We start from the raw sequence: 19,329 nt of genomic DNA, 5'->3' as shown, positions 1-19,329 counted from the left end.
CCCCTCCCGCCGTATGCCGCGGCCGTTCCTTCGCGGCTCAGCCGACGGTCACCGTCACCGGCAGGTGCTTGATGCCCAGCATGAAGTTCGACCGCAGGCGCTCGACGGGACCGGCCACGCGGAACCGCAGCCGGCGCTCCGCCAGCGCCCGCATGAGCAGGGTGATCTCCTGCCGTGCTCCGCCCATGCCGATGCAGCGGTGCGCCGCCACGCCGAACGCCAGATGCTGGTTCGGGGTGCGGGAGACGTCGAAGACGTCCGGTGCGGGGAACTGCTCCTCGTCCCGGTTGGCGGAGGCGTTCCACAGCGTGACCGAGTCCCCGGCGCGGATGAGGGCGCCGCGGAGTTCCACGTCGCGGGTGGCCGTCCGCTGCACGTAGGCGTTGGTGGACGTCCAGCGGAAGACCTCCTCCACCGCGGTGCCCAGCAGCCCGGGGTCGGCGATCAGACGCTCGGCCTGGTCGGGGTGGTCCGCCAGGGCCAGCACGGCCGCCGTGGCGGTGTACGGGGTGGTCTCGTTGCCGCCCACCGCCACGTTCAGGCAGTTGTAGAGGATCTGACTGTCCGACATGGGGCGGCCGTTGACCTCGGCCGAGCACAGGATGCTGACCAGGTCGCCGCCCGGTTCGCGCCGTCGTCGCTCCATCAGCTCGGAGACCATGTCGAAGATCTCCACCTGGGAGGCCACCAGCGTCATCCCCGTCCGGGCCGAGCCCGCGTACTCCGGGTCCTTGTGCCCGATCATGGAACGGGTGAGCCGCAGCAGCCGGAACGCGTCGTCGCGTCCGAGGTCGAACATCGCGGACAGGAAACCGGCCGGGAGCTCCAGCGCCACCTCGGTGGCGAAGTCGCCGCCGCCGGCGGCCACGAACTTGTCCAGTGCCGCGTCGAGGAACTCCACCACCCGCCGCGTGGCCTTCTCGATCATCCAGGGTGCGAAGGCCTTGTGGACCTGCTGGCGCAGCAGCCGGTGGTCGGGCGGATCGGAGCAGATCAGCATCTGGCCGGACGCGGTGTCCGCGGCGTTGCGGTACGAACCGCCCAGCACCGTTCCGAACCGGGACGAGAACGCGGACGCGTCGATGTACGCGGCGGCGACGTCCTCGTACTTCGTCAGCGCCCAGAAGCCGCCTTCCGGCGTCGGGTTCCAGTACACGGGCGCGTTCTCCCGCAGCCACGACCACGCGGCGTGCGGGTCGCCGGACACGAACAGGTCCAGGTCGTTGAGGTCGATCGGCGCGTCGGTCGGCGCGTCTGGCTGTGTGCGGCCGGTCATGAGCTCACCATCGCCTTTCGCTTCTCGTTGATGACGCGGGCCAGGTCCTCCAGCACGCTGTCCTCGAACAGCGCTTCCGGCTTGAGCGAGATCCGCATGTCCCGCTGGATCGTCAGGCGGGCCCGGACCGCCAGCAGGGAGTGCCCGCCGAGCGCGAAGAAGTCGTCGTGGACACCGATGCCCTCCAGGGCCAGCAGGTCCTCCCACAACCGCACCAGGTAGCGCTCGACGTCGTCCCGCGGGGGAGCGTGACCGGCACCGCGCACGGGGCGGTCCGCGTGGATCGCCGACAGGCGGTCCCAGTCCCGTTTGCCGTGCGGATCGGTCGGCATCGACGGCAGGACCACGAACTCGGACGGCACCAGGTACCGGGGCACACGCTGCTCCAGGAAGGCCCGCAGTTCCCGCAGCGACAGCGCCTCGCCGGCGGGCACGGTGAACGCCACCAGGCGCCGCGCACCCGCCTCGCCGACCGCGGTCACCGCGCACTCCCGCACCCCGGGATGACTGCGCACCGCCGCCTCCACCTCACCGGGCTCCACCCGGTAGCCGCTGATCTTCCACTGGCGGTCGATCCGGCCCAGGTACTCCACGACCCCGTCCGGCCGCTGCCGGACCCGGTCACCCGTGCGGTACATGCGGCTGCCGTCCCCGGCGAACGGGTCGGGCAGGAAACGGGCGGCGGTCAGCCCCGGCCGGCCGAGATAGCCCCGGCCCACCCCGCTGCCCGCCACGTGCAGCTCGCCGGGCGTGCCGGGCGGCACGGGACGCAGCGCCGGGTCGAGCACGTACAGGCGTGCGCCCGCGAAGGCGCTGCCGATGGGAACGCTCTCCTCGGTGTCCGGCGGAGCGCTGCGGATCTCGTGCCCCGTGCACGCGACGGTGGTCTCGGTGGGGCCGTAGAGGTTGAACAACCGTCCGGTGAAGCCGCCCGCCAGCAGGTCCCGGCAGGTCGCCGGGAGCAGGACGTCGCCGCCCGAGCACAACAGCCGCAGCGAGGAGAACGCCTCACGGTCGTGGCGCACCACGTCGTTGAGGGCGACGGCCGGCGCCAGCATCGCGGTGATCCGGCGCCGCCGCAGCTCGCGCTGGAGATCGGTGGCCAGCAGCTGCGCGAACGAGGGCAGTACGGCGATCTCGGCACCGCCCGCGAGGGCCCGCCAGACCTCGAAGGTGAACGTGTCGAACGAGACGCTCGCGGCCTGCCCCGACCGGTCACCGGGACGCAGTTCGGGCAGCGCCGGGTCCAGGGCGAAGGCGGCCATCTGCCGGTGTTCGAGCACGACGCCCTTCGGGGTGCCCGTCGAGCCGGAGGTGAACAGCACACAGGCCGCGTCCGCCCCGGCCGGCTCCGGCAGCGGCGGGCCGTCGGTCGTGGTGCCTGCCTCGGCGCCGCTCCACTCCACGACCGGGCAGCCGGCGCCCACCGGCCCCTCGGACCGGGCCGGCTCGGTGATCACGCAGGCCACCCGGCCCGCCGACAGCATGTGGTCCCGGCGGGCCGCCGGATACCCGGTGTCGACGGGCAGACAGGCGGCGCCCGCCCGCAACACGCCCACCACGGCGGTCACCAGGTCGACGCCCCGCGGCAGGTACAGGCCGACCCGGTCGCCCCGGCGCACCCCCCGCCGGACCAGTGCCCGGGCCAGCGCGGTGGAACGGCGGTCCAGCTCCGCGTACGACAGGCGCGACGTGCCGTCGCTCACCGCCGGGGCGTCCGGGTACCGGCCCACGCTCCGCGCGAACAGCGCCACGAGGGTCGCGGATCCGGCCTCACGTGCGTCCTGATTCATCGTCGTCCCTTCCAGCAGACGGCCCCGGACGGATCCCGGTCACGGGGCGGCGGGTGCGAAGTCCGCGGCGATCAGTTCCGTCAGGGCGGTGGGCGCGGTCAGGTAGGCGAGCGCGTCACCGTCGAGGGTGTGATGGGTGACCTGACCGTAGGAGTCCCACTCGCGCAGGTCGCGCGGCCCCACGTCCGGGTCGTCGCGCCAGCCGATCGCGCTGATCGGCGACTTGAGCGCGTACGGGCCCGGGGGCCGGTAGCCGTAGCACATGTCGACGTCGTTGCGCAGCACGCGGATCGCGAGGGGGAGCAGGTCCGGCAGGATCTCACCGCCGCCCAACCGCCTCACGACCCGGCCGAGTTCACGGCCGAGCCGCTCGTCGCTCATGGACGGGTGGAACATGCCGAAGAAGCCGCGGCTGGGCACCAGGCAGGAGGAGAGGTACAGCCGGTCGGGAAGCCGCCCGCCGTCCTCCTGGATCCGTACCGCCAGCGCGTAGCACAGCAGCGCTCCCATGCAGTGCCCGAACAGCGCGTACGGCCGGTCCAGGTACGGCGTCAGTGCCCGCGAGGCGTCCGCGGCGAAGGTGTCGAAGTCGCGGTAGCCGTCCTCGCGGATGCGGTTCTCCCGCCCGGGCAACTGCACCGGGCACACCTCCAGCGGGCCGATCCGGCCGGGCCAGCCGCGGAACGAGGCGGCTCCGGTGCCGGCGAACGGCAGGCAGAACAAGCGTGCCGCAGACTCGTGCGACGGCTCGCGCAGCAGCCAGCGTCCCGCCGGGGGCGGCCTCCTGCCCGTGGCCGGTGGGATCATCCGTCCTCCCCAGGTCCGTCCGCCGACGCGGCTCGGCTGTGCCGCGGCGGTCGGAGCGCGACCCTAGGGCGGGGAGGTTAGCGACCGGTTATGCGAAGCGGACCGCGACCTCGTGGTCACCGGAGGCCGCCAGCAGCGTCTCTGCCTCCTCGGTGACCCGGCGGCGCAGCCCGGGGCGCAGCGGCGTGAACGCCTCGACCTCGACCTCGGTGTGCCGCGCCGACCGCCGCGCCGTCCACACCCCGCCGATCAGGCCGTCGACGACCAGCACGGGGGAGATCCAGCCCGCGGTCCGCGACACCTTCGTGCGCAGCGCCGGATCGGGCAGCAGGGACGCCAACTGCCGGGACACGCCCACGACGTAGGGATCGAAACCGGGGAGCAGCCGGACCAGGGGGGTGTCGCCCGCCGCGGGGCGGGCCGCCTCCATCGCGTCGAGGTCCTCCCGCAGAGCCCACGCCCGGTGGCCCTCGACACTCGTGGCCTCCACCGCGTCGCCCAGTTCGCGCAGGGCCGCGCGGACCTCGGGCGTGCCCGTGCCCCACCAACGGGCGAAGTCGTCCGGTGCGGCCGGGCCGTACGCGCGCAGATAGCGTTCCAGCATCCGGCCGAGCGCCCGGGCCGGCCCGGGCGGCTCCGCGTCGTCGGGAACCGCCGCCGGCCGGGGCGGTTCGGTGTCCCCGCGCGGTTCGCCGTGGCCGCCGAGCCAGTGACGCGGCGCGCAGAAGGTCACGTTGCGGCCCCGCTGCGGGCCGAAGCACAACAGGCCCCGCCGCGCCGCCGGTTTGAGCAGGACCCCCCACCCCGAGCGCACCTTCTCGCCGAGCGCGTCGTCACCCGTGACGGCACCGAGGCGTTCGGCCAGCTCCTCCCGGGTGAGCGTCTCCCCGCCCAGCGCCTCCGGCAACGCGTCCAGGACCAGCTCCACATCGCGCGGCGCGATCCCCTGCTGCTCCAGGAGCCGTTCGGTCAGAAGACGCCCGTCGTGCCGGAGCGCCGCCACGTACGACGGGAGTTCGGCGGCCGGCAGCAGATGGAGGGTGCCCCGCATCGCCCAGGTCTTGACCAGCCTCCGGTCGTCCCAGAGCGCGGCACGTACCGCGGCCCCGGTGTCGGGGAGCCGGGTGCGGGCCGCCACCGCCTGTTCGGCCGACGACATCACCTGTGCGTGCACACCGCACAGCGCCGACGCGACGCCTTCCACGGCATCGCCCGGATCCGGCGCGGTCAGGGGGTCGACCAGGTGGTGCCGGCGCAGCCGCCAGGCCGCCACCTGGGACCAAGTGAGCGGCCGTGGCCGTAAGGAACGGGACATGGCCCTCATTCTAGGTTCCGGCGAGGCGGACGCTAGGAGAAGTCGATGAGCCCGAGCGTGCCCGCACGGCGCACCGCGTCGGCGCGGGAGACGGCGCCCAGCTTGCCGTAGACGTTGGTCAGGTGCCGTTTGACCGTGGCCTCGGCCACGTGCAGCCTGCTGGCTATCTGACGGTTCGTCATACCCTGTGCCACCAGACGCAGGATCGTCAGTTCACGGGGCGAGGGCTCCTCGGTCTCGGGTGAACTGCGCCCCAGGGCGCGGATGGCCCCCTGCGGCACAGACACCAGCACGTTCCCGCTGCTGTGCATGACCGTGGTCAGCGCCGCCACGAGTTCGTCCCGGGCCATGTTCTTGACCAGGTAGGCGGCGGCACCGCGCAGCAGCAGATCCTCCATCAGGGTGGTGTCGTCGTGCATGGCGAGGACGGCCGTCCGGGTCGTCGGTGACAGCCGGCAGGCGCACTCCACCACGACCGCGGCCGCCGGGCCCGGCATCTGCACGTCCAGGATCAGGATGTCCGGCCGGTGCTCCCCTACCAGGGACAGGGCCTCGTCGCCGTCGCCCGCGGTGCCCACCACACTGAACTCGGGCACCGTCGCCAGGAGTTCCGCGAGTCCCTCGCGGAACAGGGGGTGATCGTCGGCCACCACGATGGTGATCATATGGGTGGCTGGGTCGGTCATGCGCCGCTGCCTCGCGCCCGTACGGCGGGCTGCCGACGCAAGTGTCTCGCGCGTCTCTCGGGGCCGGTCGTGCAACTGCCCGACGAGCCGTTCCGTTCCTTGCACCCTTGCGCAGACGCCATGCAGGTCCCCCTCACTGCACAACCAAGTGACAGTCTTCAGCGCCGTTCAAGGCTATACCTCCCGGCCGAACCTGTGACCGCGCGCGCGGCCGTTGTGGCTGGAACCGCTCGGCCGGCAGCCCGCCGGGGGACCGCTCCCACCCGATGACCCCAAGGGTGTAGGCATGACTACGACCTTCGGACTCGGCGGCTCATGCGAAGGGCTCACCGGCCGACCGTTGGCTTGTTGGCGCGTATGGCACCTTCCTACGTTGGCCCCCCAGCCGTCTCACGCCGGACACAACGGGGAAATCAGGGGGAAACACCATGCCCGACACGCACGCGACCAGCCGCGCCCCCCATGACGCGAGCGCCTCGGACGACGCCGACGCCTCGGACGGCGCGCCGGTGGAGGTCCGCTGCCTGGGTGACTTCAGCGTCACCCTCCAGGGGGCGCCCGTCCTGAAGTGGCGGGCGGGCAAGGCCCGTCACCTCTTCCAGTACCTGGTGATGAACCGAGGCCGCCTCATGCTGCGGGAGCACCTGTACGAGGCGCTGTGGCCCGGCAGCGAGTGGACACCCACCAGCAGTTCGCTGAAGGTCGCCATGCACGCGCTGCGCCAGGTGCTGCGCACCGAGTCCGACGGGCGGGGGAGGCCCGCCGTCACCATCGAGTACCGCGACCACGGCTACATCCTCCACGCGGACCGCGTGTGGATCGACGCGGAGGAGATGGAACGCCACCTCGAGGGAGGCGCTCTGGCCGAGCGCCGCGGCGACACGGCCGCGGCGACGGCCCACTACTGGCGGACCGTCACGCTCTACCGGGGCGAGTTCCTGCCCGGGGAGACCACCGACTGGGTGGCCGAACAGCGGGAGTGGACCCGGTCCACCGTGCTGCGCGCCCTGCACCGGCTGCGCGAACTGGCCCTGCGCGACGCCGAGGACACCGCGGCGACGCGGTACTGCCGGCAGATCCTGGACGTGGACCCCTACCAGGAGGAGGCCTACCAGACCCTCATGTACGTCCACGGCAAGCGGGGTGAACTGGGCAGCGTCAAGTCGTGGCACGACGTGTGCGCACGCCGGCTCAGTCAGGGGCTCGACGCCCAGCCCGCCCCGCGCACCCGGCGCCTCCTGGACGACGCGCTGCACGGCCGCCTCGCGCCGCTGATGTAACCGCCGGCTAACCGCGCCCGGCGAGGATCCACACCCCGACCGGTTCACACGAGGGAGGCGCAGGTGGCGAGCGGCACGCAGAAGATCCGCATCCTGGCGGTCAACGGCTCGGAACGGCCCGACGGCAACAACGCGGCCATACTCCGCCACGCCGAGAAGGAACTCGCGGGCCGGGGCGCCCGCCTGGACGTCGTCTGCCTGCGCGACCTGCGGATGTCCCCGTGCGGCCCCTGCGGCGACTGCAACTTCCGCACCACGCCCTGCACGGTGGACGACGACGTGGCCGCGGTCGTCGACCGGATGGCCGAGGCCGACGGCATCATCTACGCCACCCCCGTCCACGGATTCGGCAGCGCACCGCTCATGCCCGCCTTCATCGAGCGTTCCGGCACCGGCTACCTCCGGTTCGACCGGCGGCTGACCAACAAGGTGGCGGGCGCCGTGGTCACCGGACGCCGCTACAGCCACGTCGAGACCTACGCGCACCTGCTCCACAACATCCTGCTCAACCGGATGATCGTGGCCGGGCACGGCTTCCCGTCGGTCGTGTACGGCGACGAGGCCGGCAGCGCGCTGGAGGACGAGGAGGGCATGGAGATGGTCACCCGCATGCTGCACCGCATGGTCGACCTGATCCAGGTGCTGCGTGAACACCGCGAGCTGACGGGCCGCGACGCACTGGCCGTCGACATCGCCAGCGAGCGTCACCGATCGCCCCGCCGAGCCCAGGGAGCCGGCCGATGAACGCCGACCATGTCGACTCGCCGTTCCGTGAGGCGTACGCCTCGTTCACCGGCGACTACCTCAACGGCACGCTGAGTGCGGAGCGCTGGGACGCCTGGGACACGGAGCGGCTGCGGACGGTGGTCCGCCATGTGCGGGACAACTCCCCGTTCTACCGCCGGCACCTCGCCGACGCCGACGTCGACGGCCTCACCCCGCGGTCCCTGGAGCACCTGCCGTACACGACCAAGGACGACCTGCGCCGCGAACTGCTGGACGTGCTGTGCGGCCCCATGTCCGAGGCCCTCGTCTACTACGAGACGACCGGCACGACCGGGGCCTCCACGCCCTGCCCGCGCGACGCCAGGGACGTCTTCACCAGCGACCTGCACGTGGAGGAGGCGTGCCGCCGGCTGTTCACGGCGCGCTACGGCGACCGCATGCCGGTGATCGGGCTGATGGGCCCCAGCGAGCTGTACGCGTTCGGCGACACCTTCGGTGAGGTGGCCCAGCGGCTCGGCGCGGCCCACGTCAAGATCTGGCCCGAGTCGCCGCGGGTCGGCTTCGAGAAGGCCCTGCGTCTGATGCACCAACTGGAGGTCGAGGTCGTCGTCGGCGCGCCCGCCCTGTGCCTGGGCCTCGCCAAAGCCGCCCGGCACTACGGCTACGACCTGCGCCGGGACTTCAAGGTCGACCTCTTCCTGGTGCTGGGCGAGATCTGCACCCCGGCGTTCGCCCGGAACGTCGCCTCGCTGTGGGGAGCCGACACCCTGCCGATCCTGTACGGCTCACAGGAGGCCCTCGCCATCGCCACGGGCTGTGCCGAGGGCCGGCTCCACCTCTCGCGTCCCAACTACCTCCCGGAGGTCGTCGACCCCGCGACCGGGCGGAGCCTCGGCCGGACCGGCGAGGGCGAGCTGGTCCTGACCATGCTGGTCGACGGCATCAAGCCCCTCGTCCGGTACCGCACCGGCGACCACGTGCGACTGTCCGACGAGCGCTGCGCCTGCGGCCGGCCCGGGCCCCAGGTCGCGGTGACGGGACGCGTCGCCGACCACGTGACCGTCGGCGGGCGGCGCCTGCGCCCCGCGGAGCTGGAGGAGGCGCTGCTGGACGGTGTGCGGGGCTGCCTCGGCTACCAGATCGTCGTCGACCCCGGCCCCGACGGCACGGACCGGGTCACCGTACGGCTGGAACTCCTGCCCGGCCACCAGGACGACGCGGCGGCGGTGGCGGCGGCGACCGAGCGGCGCCTCCTCGACAGGTGCGGCGTCCGGGCGAGCGTCGAACTCACCGCAGACCTCGACCCCGTGACCCACACCGGTGCGTTCGTCAGCTGGAAGGCGGCACGCTTCCAGGACAACCGTGCGGAACCGGATCACGAGGTACGGGCAGCCCGGCAGGCCGCGGTGCGGCACCTGCTGCCCGGCTGACCACCCGTACCCGGCAGAGACCAGGCGTCGGCAGAGGCCAGGAAGGAGTGCCGCTCCATGACGACGCACTCGCCCGTTCACCCCCCGGCCGTCACCGTCACGGTACGGCGCTCGCGCTGTGCCGCGCCGCGGCCGCTCGCCGCGTACCGGGCGCTGGCCGCTCGCTTCGGGCGGGACCAGGTCTACCTCCTGGAGTCCGCGGGCGGCCCGGAGCCCGACAGCCGGCGCAGCCTGGTCGGCTTCCGCGCCCTGCTCACCGTCACCGTCACCCGCGGCCGTGTCGAGGCCGCCGGCGCCCCGGCGCTCACGCGGCTCGCGACGAGCGCGATGCGCAGGGGACTCGGCCTGCCGGCCGCGGACCGCGGCTCGCTGCACCTGCCCTCGCCCGGTGCGCTGTGGACCGCGCTGCGGGCATTGACCGAGGCTTTCTGCCGCGAAGAACCCGGCGTACCCGGTCAACCCGGTCAACCCGGTGAACCCGCCGAGCCCGACGGGGAGTTCGGCTTCCTCGCCTTCCTCGGCTACGACACCGTGCACTACATCGAGGACCTCCCCCGCCTCATCCCTCAGGAGGAGGACCTGCCCGACCTCTCCCTGGCCCTGTTCCAGGGCTGCCTGTCGTACACGGCGGAGCAGGCGCGTGGGCCCCAGCCGCCCGCCGAGCTGGCGCTCGCCGACGCCCCCGGGTGGCCGCGGCTGGACGCGGAGGCCGTCCGGCACACCCTCGCCCTCGCCCCGCCCGCACCGGCGGACGGCCCCGGGTGTCCCGAGGTGCCGCCGCCGCTCCGCGTGCGGGACAGCACGACGCCCGAACGGTTCGGCGCCGACGCCCGGCAGGCCCTGGCCCACCTGCGGGCGGGGGACATCTACCAGGTGCAGCTCGGCCACGAGCTGACGATCGAGAGCGAGGCCGACCCCGTCGACGTCTACACGCGCCTGCGCCTGCGCAACCCCTCGCCGTACATGTACCTCGCGCCGTTCGCGGGGCGGACGGTCATCGGCGCCAGCCCCGAGCTGTTCGTCCGCAAGGACGGCGACCTGCTGACCATGCGGCCCATCGCCGGCACACTGCCGTGCGGCGCGGATCCCGGTCAGGCGGCCCGCCAGGCCGCGGCGCTGCGCGCGGACCCGAAGGAGATCGCGGAGCACGTCATGCTGGTGGACCTGTGCCGCAACGACATCGGGCGGGTGTGCCGCAGGGACACGCTGGACACGCCCGACATGCTGCGGACGGAGAGGTACACGAGGGTGCTGCACCTGGTGTCCACGGTCACCGGGCGGACCGAGCCGGACACGGACGTCTTCGACGTCATCGCGGCCCTCTTCCCGGCCGGCACGATGACCGGCGCACCGAAGATCCGCGCCATGGAGATCATCGAAGCCCTGGAGACCAGGCGCCGGGGCCTGTACGCGGGCGCCGTCGGCATCATCGGCCACCATGGCCACCTCAACCTCGCCCTGTGCATCCGCACCCTGGTCCACGACGGCGGGGCCTACCGGACGAGAGCGTCGGCGGGCATCGTCGCCGACTCCGACCCCGAGCGGGAGTGGACGGAGACCCTCGCCAAGTGCAGCGCCGCCCACTGGGCGGTGACGGGAGAGGAACTGCTGACGTGAAGGTCCTGCTCATCGACGCCTTCGACAGTTTCGTCCACATCATCCGCCAGTACCTGCTGACGACGGGCGTGGACGTCGTCGTCGTCCGCGCGGCCGACGTCGACGCCGCCGACCTGCCCGGGCCGGGCACGGACGCGGTCGTCCTCGGCCCCGGGCCGGGAACGCCCGACGACCACGACTACCCGCGCTTCGTCCGGGCGACGGCGGGCCGGGTCCCGCTGCTGGGGGTGTGCCTCGGGCACCAGGCGGTGGCCGCCGCCCACGGCGCCCTGGTCCGGCCGGCGGAGCGGATCATGCACGGCAAGACCAGCGACATCGAGCACGACGGACGCGGTGTCTTCACCGGGATGCCCGACGGCTTCACCGCCACGCGCTACCACTCCCTGGTGGTCGTCGAGGAGACGCTGCCGGAGCAGCTGGAGGTGAGCGCGAGATCGCGGGACGACGGGTACGTCATGGGCCTGCGCCACCGTCGCCTGCCGGTCGAGTCCGTGCAGTTCCACCCCGAGAGCGTCTGCACCCGCTCCGGTCTCCGGCTGATCGGGAACTTCGTCGCGAACGCGGCCGCCTGGACCGAGCGCCGGGCGGGACACGGCTGACGGGACGGCACCCCCACGAACGGGGGAGAGCCGTTCACACTTTCCGGGCGTCGGCTGCGCCGCTGGACCGGCCGGGTCCGCTCCGCGCCTACGGTCGTCGCCATGGAGATCGACTGGAAAGAGCAGCTGGTGGCGCAACTCGACTGGCACTGGCGCCACCAACTGCGCCCGAGGCTGGACGGCCTGGGCGACGACGAGTACTTCTGGGAACCGGCGGCCGGCGCCTGGAACGTCCGCCCGCGCGACCGCGTCCGGACGGCGTCGGCGGCGGGATCGGGCAGCCACGTCATCGACTGGGCGACGCCCGAGCCGCACCCGGCCCCGGTCACCACCATCGCCTGGCGGCTCGGCCACGTCGTCGTCGGAGTCCTGGGCATGCGGGTGGCGCACTACTTCGGCGGCCCGAAGACCGACTACGAGACCTTCCCGTACGCGGCGACGGCCACCGAGGCGCTGCGCCAGCTCGACGAGGCGTACGAGGGGTGGACCGCCGGGGTGCGCGGACTGGACGCCGACGCGCTGAGCGCCCCGAGCGACGACCTGTGGGACACCTACCGCGACTGGCCGCTCGCGGCCGTCGTCCTCCACGTCAACCGTGAGGTCATCCACCACGGAGCGGAGATCGCACTGCTCCGCGACCTGTACGCGGCCCCGTCCGCCGATCAGTCACGGCGCGGCAGCAACGGACGCATGAAGGTGCGCTCGTAGCGCAGGACGCATCCGCTGTCGTCCCGGATGCGATCGGCCTCGATGAAGTCCGGATGCCTGCCGAACAGCTCCCGGTACCGCTCGTAGGCGGCCAGACCGGGAAAGCTGAACAACGCCATCGCCCTGTCACTCGCGCCCTCGGCCGGCAGGAAGTAGCCGTGGTGGGTGCCGCCGTGTTCCTCGACCAGCGTCATCCACCGCTCGGCGAAGCGCTCGAAGGCGTCGATCTTCGCCGCGTCGATCGTGTACTCGACAACACAGGTGATCACGACAGCATCGTACGGTGATTGTCCGCCGACGGCCCATCGGCGCTCTGTCGGTCCCCTGTGGGTGCCGTGTCGATGATCTGTCGGTGGTCTGTCGGTGGCTGACGGGACATTGGAGCTGGTTGGAGCCGGCCGCCTGCGCCGGCAGTACCGGAATCGGTACCGGCACCGGCCACCAGCAGCGCCATCGTCCCGACTCACCGGATCGGAAACCCCCATGACCTCGGACATCACGATCATCGGCGCCGGACTGGGCGGCCTCACGCTCGCCCGCGTCCTGCACGTCCACGGAATACCGGCCACCGTCTACGAGGCGGAGCCCTCCCCGGCTGCCCGCTCGCAGGGCGGGATGCTCGACATCCACGACTACAACGGCCAACTCGCGCTGAAGTCAGCTGACTTGATGGACGAGTTCCACGGCATCATCCTGGAGGGCCGCCAGGCGCTGCGGCTCCTCGCCCCCGACGGGACCGTCCTGTTCGACAAAGCCGACGACGGCACGGGGGGACGCCCGGAGGTGCAACGCGGCGAGCTGCGCCGGATCCTCCTCGACTCGCTCCCGGCCGGCACCGTCCGGTGGGGACACAAGGTCAGCGGCACCCGCACCCTGGGCGACGGCCGTCACGAGGTGACGTTCGCCGACGGCGGCACCGTCGTCACCAGCCTGCTGGTCGGCGCGGACGGCGCCTGGTCCCGGGTCCGCCCGCTGCTTTCCACCGCCGTACCCGAGTACACCGGCAAGTCGGTGGTCGAGACCTACCTGTTCGACGCCGACACCCGGCATCCCGCCGCCGCCAAAGCGGTCGGCGGCGGGTCGATGATCGTGCACACGCCGGGCCGAGAGCTCTTCGCGCACCGGGAACAGGGCGACACGCTGCACGCCTACGTGGGGCTGGCCGAACCGCAGGAGTGGTTCGACGCCGTCGATTTCGCCGACGCGGCGGTGGCCACGGCGCGGATCGCGAAGGAGTTCGACGGCTGGGCGCCGGAGCTGACCGCGCTGATCACCGACTGCGACGCCCCGCCGGTCCTGCGTGCCCTCCACTCCCTGCCGGCCGGGCACCGGTGGGACCGGGTGCCCGGGGTGACCCTGATCGGCGACGCGGCCCACCTCTCGGCCCCGAACGGCGAAGGCGCCAACCTGGCCATGCTCGACGGCGCCGAACTCGGCAAGGCCCTGGCCGCGCGGCCCGACGACATCGAGGCCGCGCTCACCGCGTACGAGGAGGCCATGTTCCCCCGCAGTGCCGAGGCCGACACCGCCGAGGGCGCCGAGACCCACGGCACCGACTCCGACAACGACCCGATCCGCGCCCTGCTCACCGCGCTCACGCCGGACGCCTAGGGCACGGGTCCCGCCGGCCGCTCACCGGCGACCGGCCATCTCCCGGTCGTCTCCGTACGACGACGTGCCGCCGCCTCCCGCGCAAGCCGGGACGCGGCGGCACCTCACCGTGGTGGAGACCGCCCGCTGACCTTGACCGGCACCAACATGCCCTGGCACGACGAGCCCTTCGAGCAGGCCGCTACCCCGCCCGTTCCACCGTCAGGTCACCGTTCGTCGTGGACAGATCCAGGCGGTACTCGCCCGACGGGTCGTTCCTGAACGCCACTTGCCTGTCGCCGTGGGAGTCCTCCGCCGAGATCCGGTACCTGGCGGGCGGCGCGGTGACGGTGAGGTTGCCGCTGCTCGTCCGGGCCTTGATGTTCTGCGGGGATCCCGTCCGGATCGTCACCTCGCCGTTCGATGTCTCCGCGACGATGTCGCCGCCCTTGACGTCCTTGACGCCGATGTCGCCGTTGGAGGTGCGCAGCTTCACCGGGCCCGCCGCGCCGGTCACCGCGACCTCACCGTTGCTCGTCCGCACATCCACCGGGCCGACACCGGCCAGCACCAGTGAGCCGTTGGTCGTTCCCCCCGTCACGGGAAGACCCGCAGGCACTGTGACGACGTAGTCGACGCCGCAGTGCTCACCACAGCCGGAGAGCGTCAGGGCGCCGTCCTCGACACGGAAGGACGTACCACCGGGCTTGTCACCGCGGTAAGTGACCTTGCGGTGCACGGAGACCGCGGAGGCGGCGGCCGAAGCGTCCACCCGCACACTGCCGTTCTCACTGTCGAGACGGATCGAGGTCACCTTCCGGGACACCTTGGCATCGTCCTCGAAGGTGGTGTCCTGGCCGAGTTCCGAGCAGGCGGAGAGCCCGCCGGCGGTGAGAGCAACCAGAGTGACGGCTGTGAGGACGCGTGTTTGTGGGCGTCGCATGAAGGTCCCCCGTGTGAAGCGAGTGGAATCGATGAGCGGTCACGGCGATCCTACGGATACGAGATCACGTTTCCACGGGGGACAACCCCCCGATGCCCGCACCGTTGATCACGGAGGGTGTGTGATCGATAACGATCTCACCTCGCCCCTTGCGCCTGGTGTGATCCGATCTAGCCTCCGGCCATGGGATTTCTCTCAAGCCGCCGCAAACGGGCCCGTCTCGCCCCTGAACTCGACGACCAGGAACTGGGCAGACTGCTGAAGTCCCTGCTGGCCACCACCAGGACGGGAACGATCGCCACCACCGACCTGTGCGCGGCTCAGCTGTCCCGGCTCCTGGACCAGGACCCGGGCGACTGGGACCGTCGTACGCACCGCATCAGCGTCCTGGCGGACTTCCTCGCCGCCTCCCGACTGCCGGCGTCCTGGGCCGCGCGGGAGCCCCGCAACGCCACCGCGCTCGTGCTGCACGCGTGGTCCCAGGCGGCACGGACCCACACGGAGGACCACGCGGGCGACACGGCGGACGACGCAGTGGAGACCTGTCTGCGCGCCGCCGAACTCGCACCGCAGGACCCCACCCCCTGGGTGGCCCTGCTGAAGGTGGCGCGCCGGCAGCGCTGGAAGCAGCCCCAGGTCTTCGGGGTGTGGAACGAGGTGCTCGCGCGTGACCGCTGGAACCGCGAGGCGTACATGAACATGCTGGGCTACCTCACCCCCGAGGAAGGTGGCTCCCGGCTCCAGGTTCTGGAGTTCGTCGACGCGCTGTGTGCCCGCATGCCCTCCAACGCGCCCTGCGCGGCGACGGAACTCACCGCCCAGGTCTTCCAGTACCACGCCATTCTCGGCCGGGGCGGATACGAGGCACTGGTGGCGCGGACCCACTGGTCCCAGGGAATGGCCGCCCAGGCGCTCGACCGCGTGGCGCACACCTGGGGGCAGCCGGGGTTCCTCCGCCACGCCAGGGCCCTCGCCGACCTGAACCTCCTCGCCTACGCGCTGATGGCCGCCGACCGCCGTGTCGAAGCCCGGCCGGTGTTCGAGGCCATCGGAGGGACGGTCACCCCGTGGCCCTGGCAGACGGGCGGCGACCCCCTCACCGAGTTCGAACAGGCACAGCGCAGAGCCACCGTCGGACAGTGAGCCGCGGCCGGCCACGGCTCCGCGACGCCGAGGCGTGGACCGGAACCGGCCCCGCTCCTTACACCGCCGCGCGGACACCACCGCGCCACGGGAACCCCACGGCGCGGCCCTCCACCGAGCGGGTGTCTTCCGGCGTGCCGGACGACGGCCTGACGCGGGCGGCCGCGGGCGGCTCCTAGCCTCGGCGGCATGCTGGGGCTTCCTGCTCATGTCCGTGCCTGTCTGTTCGACCTCGACGGTGTCCTCACCCAGACCGCGAAGGTCCACGCGGCCGCGTGGAAGGAGATGTTCGACGGCTATCTCCGCGCACGCGCGACACGCGAGGGGACCGAGTTCGTGCCCTTCGACGCGGTGGACGACTACGACGAGTACGTGGACGGGCGGCCCCGCGAGGACGGTGTGCGCACCTTCCTCGCCGCACGGGGTGTGCGCCTGCCCGAGGGAACCCCGGACGACCCGCCACAGGCGGAGACGGTGAACGGACTGGGCAACCGCAAGAACGCCCTGGTCCTGCAACGCATCCGGGAGGAGGGCGTGGAACCCTACGAGGGCTCGGTCCGCTTCCTCCACGCGGCACGGGAGGCCGGCCTGCGCCGCGCGGTGGTGTCGTCCAGCGCGAACTGCCGAGACGTCCTGGCGGCGGCGGGCATCGAGGACCTGTTCGAGGAACGGATCGACGGAGTCGTGGCGCGCGAACGCCGACTGCGCGGCAAGCCCGCCCCCGACACCTACCTGGAAGCGGCCCGCGGCCTCGGCGTCGAACCGGACGAGGCCGCCGTGTTCGAAGACGCCCTGGCCGGCGTCGAGGCCGGGCGGGCCGGACGGTTCGGTGTGGTCGTGGGCGTCGACCGGGTGGGCCAGGCGGACCAACTGCGCGCCCACGGAGCGGACATCGTCGTCCGTGACCTGGCCGAGCTTCTGGAGTCGCGGTGATCACCCATCCCAGCTACACGGTCGAGCCGTGGTGCCTGCGCGAGACCGACCTCAACCTGGACGTGCTCGCCCAGAGCGAATCGGTGTTCGCGCTCTCCAACGGACACGTCGGCTGGCGCGGCAACCTCGACGAGGGCGAGCCGCACGGACTGCCCGGCGCCTACCTCAACGGCGTCTACGAGAGCCACCCGCTGCCGTACGCGGAAGCGGGCTACGGGTATCCCGAGTCCGGCCAGACGATGATCAACGTCACCGACGGCAAGATCATCCGTCTGCTCGTCGACGACCACCCGTGCGATCTGCGCTACGGCCGGCTGCAGGAACACGAACGCGTTCTGGACTTCCGCGCCGGTGTCGTCCGCCGCACGGCGCGGTGGACCTCGCCCGGCGGCCGCACCGTCCGGATCACCTCACAGCGGCTCGTCTCCTTCACCCAGCGCGCGGTGGCCGCGATCGTCTACGAGGTCGAGCCGGTCGACGGACCCACCACGGTGGCCGTGCAGTCCGAGCTGGTCGCCAACGAACAACTGCCCCGACTGCACGGCGACCCGCGCGTCGCCGCCGCGGTCGAAACCCCCCTGATCGCCGAAGAGCACTTCGCCCAGGACACCCGCCTGCGGCTCGTGCACCGCACCACCCACAGCGCCCTGCGGGTGGCCGCGGCGGCCGACCACCTCGTGGAGGGCCCCGAGAGCACACGCCGGACGGCACAGAGCGAGCCCGACGTCAGCCGGCTGACGGTGACCGCGGACCTGGTACCCGGGCAGCCCCTGCGACTGGTCAAGTTCGTGGCCTACGGCTGGTCGGGGCAGCGCTCGCTGCCGGCCGTGCACGACCAGGTGGACGGAGCGGTGGCGGCCGCCGTCAGCACGGGCTGGGACGGGCTGCTCGCCGCGCAACGGGAATACCTGGACCGCTTCTGGGCCGGCGCGGACGTCGAGGTCGAGGGCGACGCGCAGATCCAGCAGGCGGTCCGGTTCGCCCTCTTCCACGTGCTCCAGGCGGCGGCCCGCGGCGAGAACCGGGCCATCCCCGCCAAAGGCCTGACCGGCACCGGGTACGACGGGCACTCCTTCTGGGACACCGAGTCGTACGTGCTGCCCGTCCTCACGTTCACCGCGCCGGAAGCCGTCGCGTCGGCCCTGAGATGGCGGCACAAGATGCTGCAGCCGGCCCGGGAACGCGCGAGTCAACTGGGCCTGGCCGGAGCGGCCTTCCCCTGGCGGACCATCGACGGCGCCGAGTGTTCCGCCTACTGGCCGGCCGGCACCGCCGCCTTCCACATCAACGCCGACATCGCCCTGGCCGCCGTCCGGTACGTCATGGTGACCGGCGACGAGGAGTTCGAACGCCATGAGGGGCTCGACCTCCTCGTGGACACCGCCCGACTGTGGCGCTCCCTCGGGCACCACGACGCGGAAGGCGTCTTCCACATCGACGGGGTCACCGGACCGGACGAGTACAGCGCCATCACCCGCGACAACCTGTACACCAACCTGCTGGCCCGGCAGAACCTGCTGGCCGCCGCCGACGCGGCCGCGCGCCATCCGGACCGGGCCGCGGAACTCGGCGTCGACGACGAGGAGACCGCGGTCTGGCGGGACGCGGCGACGCGCATGGCGGTGCCGTACAACGACTCCCTCGGCGTGCACGAACAGTCGGCCGGGTTCACGACGCTCCAGCGCTGGGACTTCGAGGCGACCCCACCCGAGAACTATCCGCTGCTGCTCCACTACCCCTACTTCGACCTCTACCGGAAACAGGTGGTGAAGCAGGCCGACCTGGTGCTGGCGATGATGGAGTGCCCGCACCTCTTCTCCGAGGAGCAGAAGGCACGCAATTTCGCGTACTACGAGTCGCTCACCGTCCGCGACTCCTCGTTGTCCGCGTGCTGCCAGGCCGTGCTCGCCGCCGAGACCGGGCACCTCCGGCTGGCCTACGCCTATCTCGGAGAGGCCGCGCTGATGGACCTCGGCGACCTGGAGCACAACACCCGCGACGGGCTCCACATCGCCTCCCTCGCCGGGACCTGGATCGCCCTGGTGGCGGGGTTCGGCGGCCTGCGCCGGTACGTCGGCGAAGACGGAAGACCCGACCTGCTCGCCTTCGCGCCGCGCCTGCCGGAAGCACTGTCCAGGGTGGCGTTCACCGTGCTGGTCCGCGGACGCAGGCTGAAGGTGGACATCGGCCCGTCCCGGGCGCGTTACCGGCTGGTGGAAGGGGAACCGATGGTCGTGCTGCACCACGGGGAGCCGATGACCGTCACCACCGACGCTCCCCAGGACCGCCCGGTGCCTGCCGCCCCCGCCCGCCCCGAACCACAGCAACCACCGGGCCGCCACCCCACGGGCCTGCCCACGGGAGAGGAACAGCAAGCGGGGACACAGACCTAGATGTGCTGTCCGGAGAGGTTGGTGACGCGGCTGGCTGGTGGTTGGCCGCTGATGCCGGTGTGGGGTCGGTGGTAGTTGTACCAGTCCAGC

17 protein-coding genes are annotated in these 19,329 nt (G+C 72.2%); 10 read left to right on the top strand and 7 right to left on the bottom strand.

Features of this window, described 5'->3' with window-relative positions:
• Positions 1–37: 37 nt before the first annotated feature.
• From ACZ7N4_RS28040 to ACZ7N4_RS28020, 5 genes are all read right to left on the bottom strand, one after another.
• Positions 38–1,276, bottom strand: a complete 1,239-nt coding sequence (locus ACZ7N4_RS28040) for a cytochrome P450 (protein WP_471362994.1) — start codon at positions 1,274–1,276, stop codon at positions 38–40.
• Positions 1,273–3,069: a non-ribosomal peptide synthetase gene (locus ACZ7N4_RS28035; protein WP_471362991.1), complete on the bottom strand. Its 1,797-nt coding sequence runs from the start codon at positions 3,067–3,069 to the stop codon at positions 1,273–1,275. The genes ACZ7N4_RS28040 and ACZ7N4_RS28035 overlap by 4 nt, the downstream gene beginning before the upstream one ends.
• Before the next feature lie 39 nt (positions 3,070–3,108).
• Complete coding sequence (locus ACZ7N4_RS28030; RefSeq protein WP_471362988.1) at positions 3,109–3,876, bottom strand: thioesterase II family protein; 768 nt, start codon at positions 3,874–3,876, stop codon at positions 3,109–3,111.
• Positions 3,877–3,964: 88 nt separating this feature from the next.
• The gene (locus ACZ7N4_RS28025) at positions 3,965–5,191 is read right to left on the bottom strand and encodes a winged helix DNA-binding domain-containing protein (RefSeq protein ID WP_471362985.1); all 1,227 of its coding nucleotides are present in this window, start codon (positions 5,189–5,191) and stop codon (positions 3,965–3,967) included.
• 32 nt (positions 5,192–5,223) lie between these two features.
• Positions 5,224–5,877, bottom strand: coding sequence for a response regulator transcription factor (locus tag ACZ7N4_RS28020; RefSeq protein ID WP_471362982.1), 654 nt, complete (start codon positions 5,875–5,877; stop codon positions 5,224–5,226).
• Between the two features lie 428 nt (positions 5,878–6,305).
• Between ACZ7N4_RS28020 and ACZ7N4_RS28015 the strand changes: the two genes are divergently transcribed.
• From ACZ7N4_RS28015 to ACZ7N4_RS27990, 6 genes are all read left to right on the top strand, one after another.
• Complete coding sequence (locus tag ACZ7N4_RS28015) at positions 6,306–7,157, top strand: AfsR/SARP family transcriptional regulator (RefSeq protein ID WP_471362980.1); 852 nt, start codon at positions 6,306–6,308, stop codon at positions 7,155–7,157.
• Positions 7,158–7,220: 63 nt separating this feature from the next.
• Entirely contained in the window at positions 7,221–7,901 is a 681-nt protein-coding gene (locus ACZ7N4_RS28010; RefSeq protein ID WP_471362977.1) for a flavodoxin family protein, read from the top strand.
• Positions 7,898–9,313, top strand: coding sequence for a phenylacetate--CoA ligase family protein (locus ACZ7N4_RS28005; RefSeq protein ID WP_471362974.1), 1,416 nt, complete (start codon positions 7,898–7,900; stop codon positions 9,311–9,313). Before ACZ7N4_RS28010 ends, ACZ7N4_RS28005 begins: the two co-directional genes overlap by 4 nt.
• A 57-nt stretch (positions 9,314–9,370) precedes the next feature.
• Positions 9,371–10,930, top strand: coding sequence for an anthranilate synthase component I family protein (locus ACZ7N4_RS28000; RefSeq protein WP_471362971.1), 1,560 nt, complete (start codon positions 9,371–9,373; stop codon positions 10,928–10,930).
• Positions 10,927–11,529, top strand: coding sequence for an anthranilate synthase component II (locus ACZ7N4_RS27995; RefSeq protein ID WP_471362968.1), 603 nt, complete (start codon positions 10,927–10,929; stop codon positions 11,527–11,529). Before ACZ7N4_RS28000 ends, ACZ7N4_RS27995 begins: the two co-directional genes overlap by 4 nt.
• A gap of 102 nt (positions 11,530–11,631) precedes the next feature.
• Positions 11,632–12,237, top strand: coding sequence for a DinB family protein (locus tag ACZ7N4_RS27990; protein WP_471362965.1), 606 nt, complete (start codon positions 11,632–11,634; stop codon positions 12,235–12,237).
• On the opposite strand, the gene ACZ7N4_RS27985 is transcribed toward ACZ7N4_RS27990, so the two are convergent.
• On the bottom strand, positions 12,192–12,506 hold the full coding sequence (locus tag ACZ7N4_RS27985) for an NIPSNAP family protein (protein ID WP_189295838.1): 315 nt from the start codon (positions 12,504–12,506) through the stop codon (positions 12,192–12,194). The genes ACZ7N4_RS27990 and ACZ7N4_RS27985 overlap by 46 nt on opposite strands.
• A 214-nt stretch (positions 12,507–12,720) precedes the next feature.
• On the opposite strand from ACZ7N4_RS27985, the gene ACZ7N4_RS27980 reads away from it, so the two are divergent.
• Positions 12,721–13,848, top strand: a complete 1,128-nt coding sequence (locus ACZ7N4_RS27980; protein ID WP_471362962.1) for an FAD-dependent oxidoreductase — start codon at positions 12,721–12,723, stop codon at positions 13,846–13,848.
• Between the two features lie 181 nt (positions 13,849–14,029).
• Here the strand turns inward: ACZ7N4_RS27980 and ACZ7N4_RS27975 are convergent, their stop codons facing one another.
• Positions 14,030–14,770, bottom strand: coding sequence for a DUF4097 family beta strand repeat-containing protein (locus ACZ7N4_RS27975; protein ID WP_471362959.1), 741 nt, complete (start codon positions 14,768–14,770; stop codon positions 14,030–14,032).
• Between the two features lie 183 nt (positions 14,771–14,953).
• Here ACZ7N4_RS27975 and ACZ7N4_RS27970 point away from each other — a divergent pair, with 183 nt between their 5' ends.
• The 3 genes from ACZ7N4_RS27970 (at position 14,954) to ACZ7N4_RS27960 (ending at position 19,239) form a co-directional block, all read left to right on the top strand.
• Positions 14,954–15,913: a hypothetical protein gene (locus ACZ7N4_RS27970; RefSeq protein WP_471362956.1), complete on the top strand. Its 960-nt coding sequence runs from the start codon at positions 14,954–14,956 to the stop codon at positions 15,911–15,913.
• Positions 15,914–16,102: 189 nt separating this feature from the next.
• On the top strand, positions 16,103–16,846 hold the full coding sequence (locus ACZ7N4_RS27965; protein WP_471362953.1) for an HAD family hydrolase: 744 nt from the start codon (positions 16,103–16,105) through the stop codon (positions 16,844–16,846).
• Entirely contained in the window at positions 16,843–19,239 is a 2,397-nt protein-coding gene (locus ACZ7N4_RS27960) for a glycoside hydrolase family 65 protein (protein WP_471362950.1), read from the top strand. The genes ACZ7N4_RS27965 and ACZ7N4_RS27960 overlap by 4 nt, the downstream gene beginning before the upstream one ends.
• Positions 19,240–19,329 lie beyond the last annotated feature (90 nt).

The sequence above is a fragment of the Streptomyces sp. NPDC107654 genome (assembly GCF_055639035.1).
The sequence above is the reverse complement of the archived record's forward strand: the minus strand, read 5'-3'. Positions and strand labels throughout refer to the sequence as shown.

Coding starts and splice junctions, on each gene's coding strand:
- ACZ7N4_RS28040 (WP_471362994.1), bottom strand. CDS start 1,276: ATGACCGGCCGCACACAGCCAGACGCGCCGACCGACGCGCCGATCGAC.
- ACZ7N4_RS28035 (WP_471362991.1), bottom strand. CDS start 3,069: ATGAATCAGGACGCACGTGAGGCCGGATCCGCGACCCTCGTGGCGCTG.
- ACZ7N4_RS28030 (WP_471362988.1), bottom strand. CDS start 3,876: ATGATCCCACCGGCCACGGGCAGGAGGCCGCCCCCGGCGGGACGCTGG.
- ACZ7N4_RS28025 (WP_471362985.1), bottom strand. CDS start 5,191: ATGTCCCGTTCCTTACGGCCACGGCCGCTCACTTGGTCCCAGGTGGCG.
- ACZ7N4_RS28020 (WP_471362982.1), bottom strand. CDS start 5,877: ATGACCGACCCAGCCACCCATATGATCACCATCGTGGTGGCCGACGAT.
- ACZ7N4_RS28015 (WP_471362980.1), top strand. CDS start 6,306: ATGCCCGACACGCACGCGACCAGCCGCGCCCCCCATGACGCGAGCGCC.
- ACZ7N4_RS28005 (WP_471362974.1), top strand. CDS start 7,898: ATGAACGCCGACCATGTCGACTCGCCGTTCCGTGAGGCGTACGCCTCG.
- ACZ7N4_RS28000 (WP_471362971.1), top strand. CDS start 9,371: ATGACGACGCACTCGCCCGTTCACCCCCCGGCCGTCACCGTCACGGTA.
- ACZ7N4_RS27990 (WP_471362965.1), top strand. CDS start 11,632: ATGGAGATCGACTGGAAAGAGCAGCTGGTGGCGCAACTCGACTGGCAC.
- ACZ7N4_RS27980 (WP_471362962.1), top strand. CDS start 12,721: ATGACCTCGGACATCACGATCATCGGCGCCGGACTGGGCGGCCTCACG.
- ACZ7N4_RS27975 (WP_471362959.1), bottom strand. CDS start 14,770: ATGCGACGCCCACAAACACGCGTCCTCACAGCCGTCACTCTGGTTGCT.
- ACZ7N4_RS27970 (WP_471362956.1), top strand. CDS start 14,954: ATGGGATTTCTCTCAAGCCGCCGCAAACGGGCCCGTCTCGCCCCTGAA.
- ACZ7N4_RS27965 (WP_471362953.1), top strand. CDS start 16,103: ATGCTGGGGCTTCCTGCTCATGTCCGTGCCTGTCTGTTCGACCTCGAC.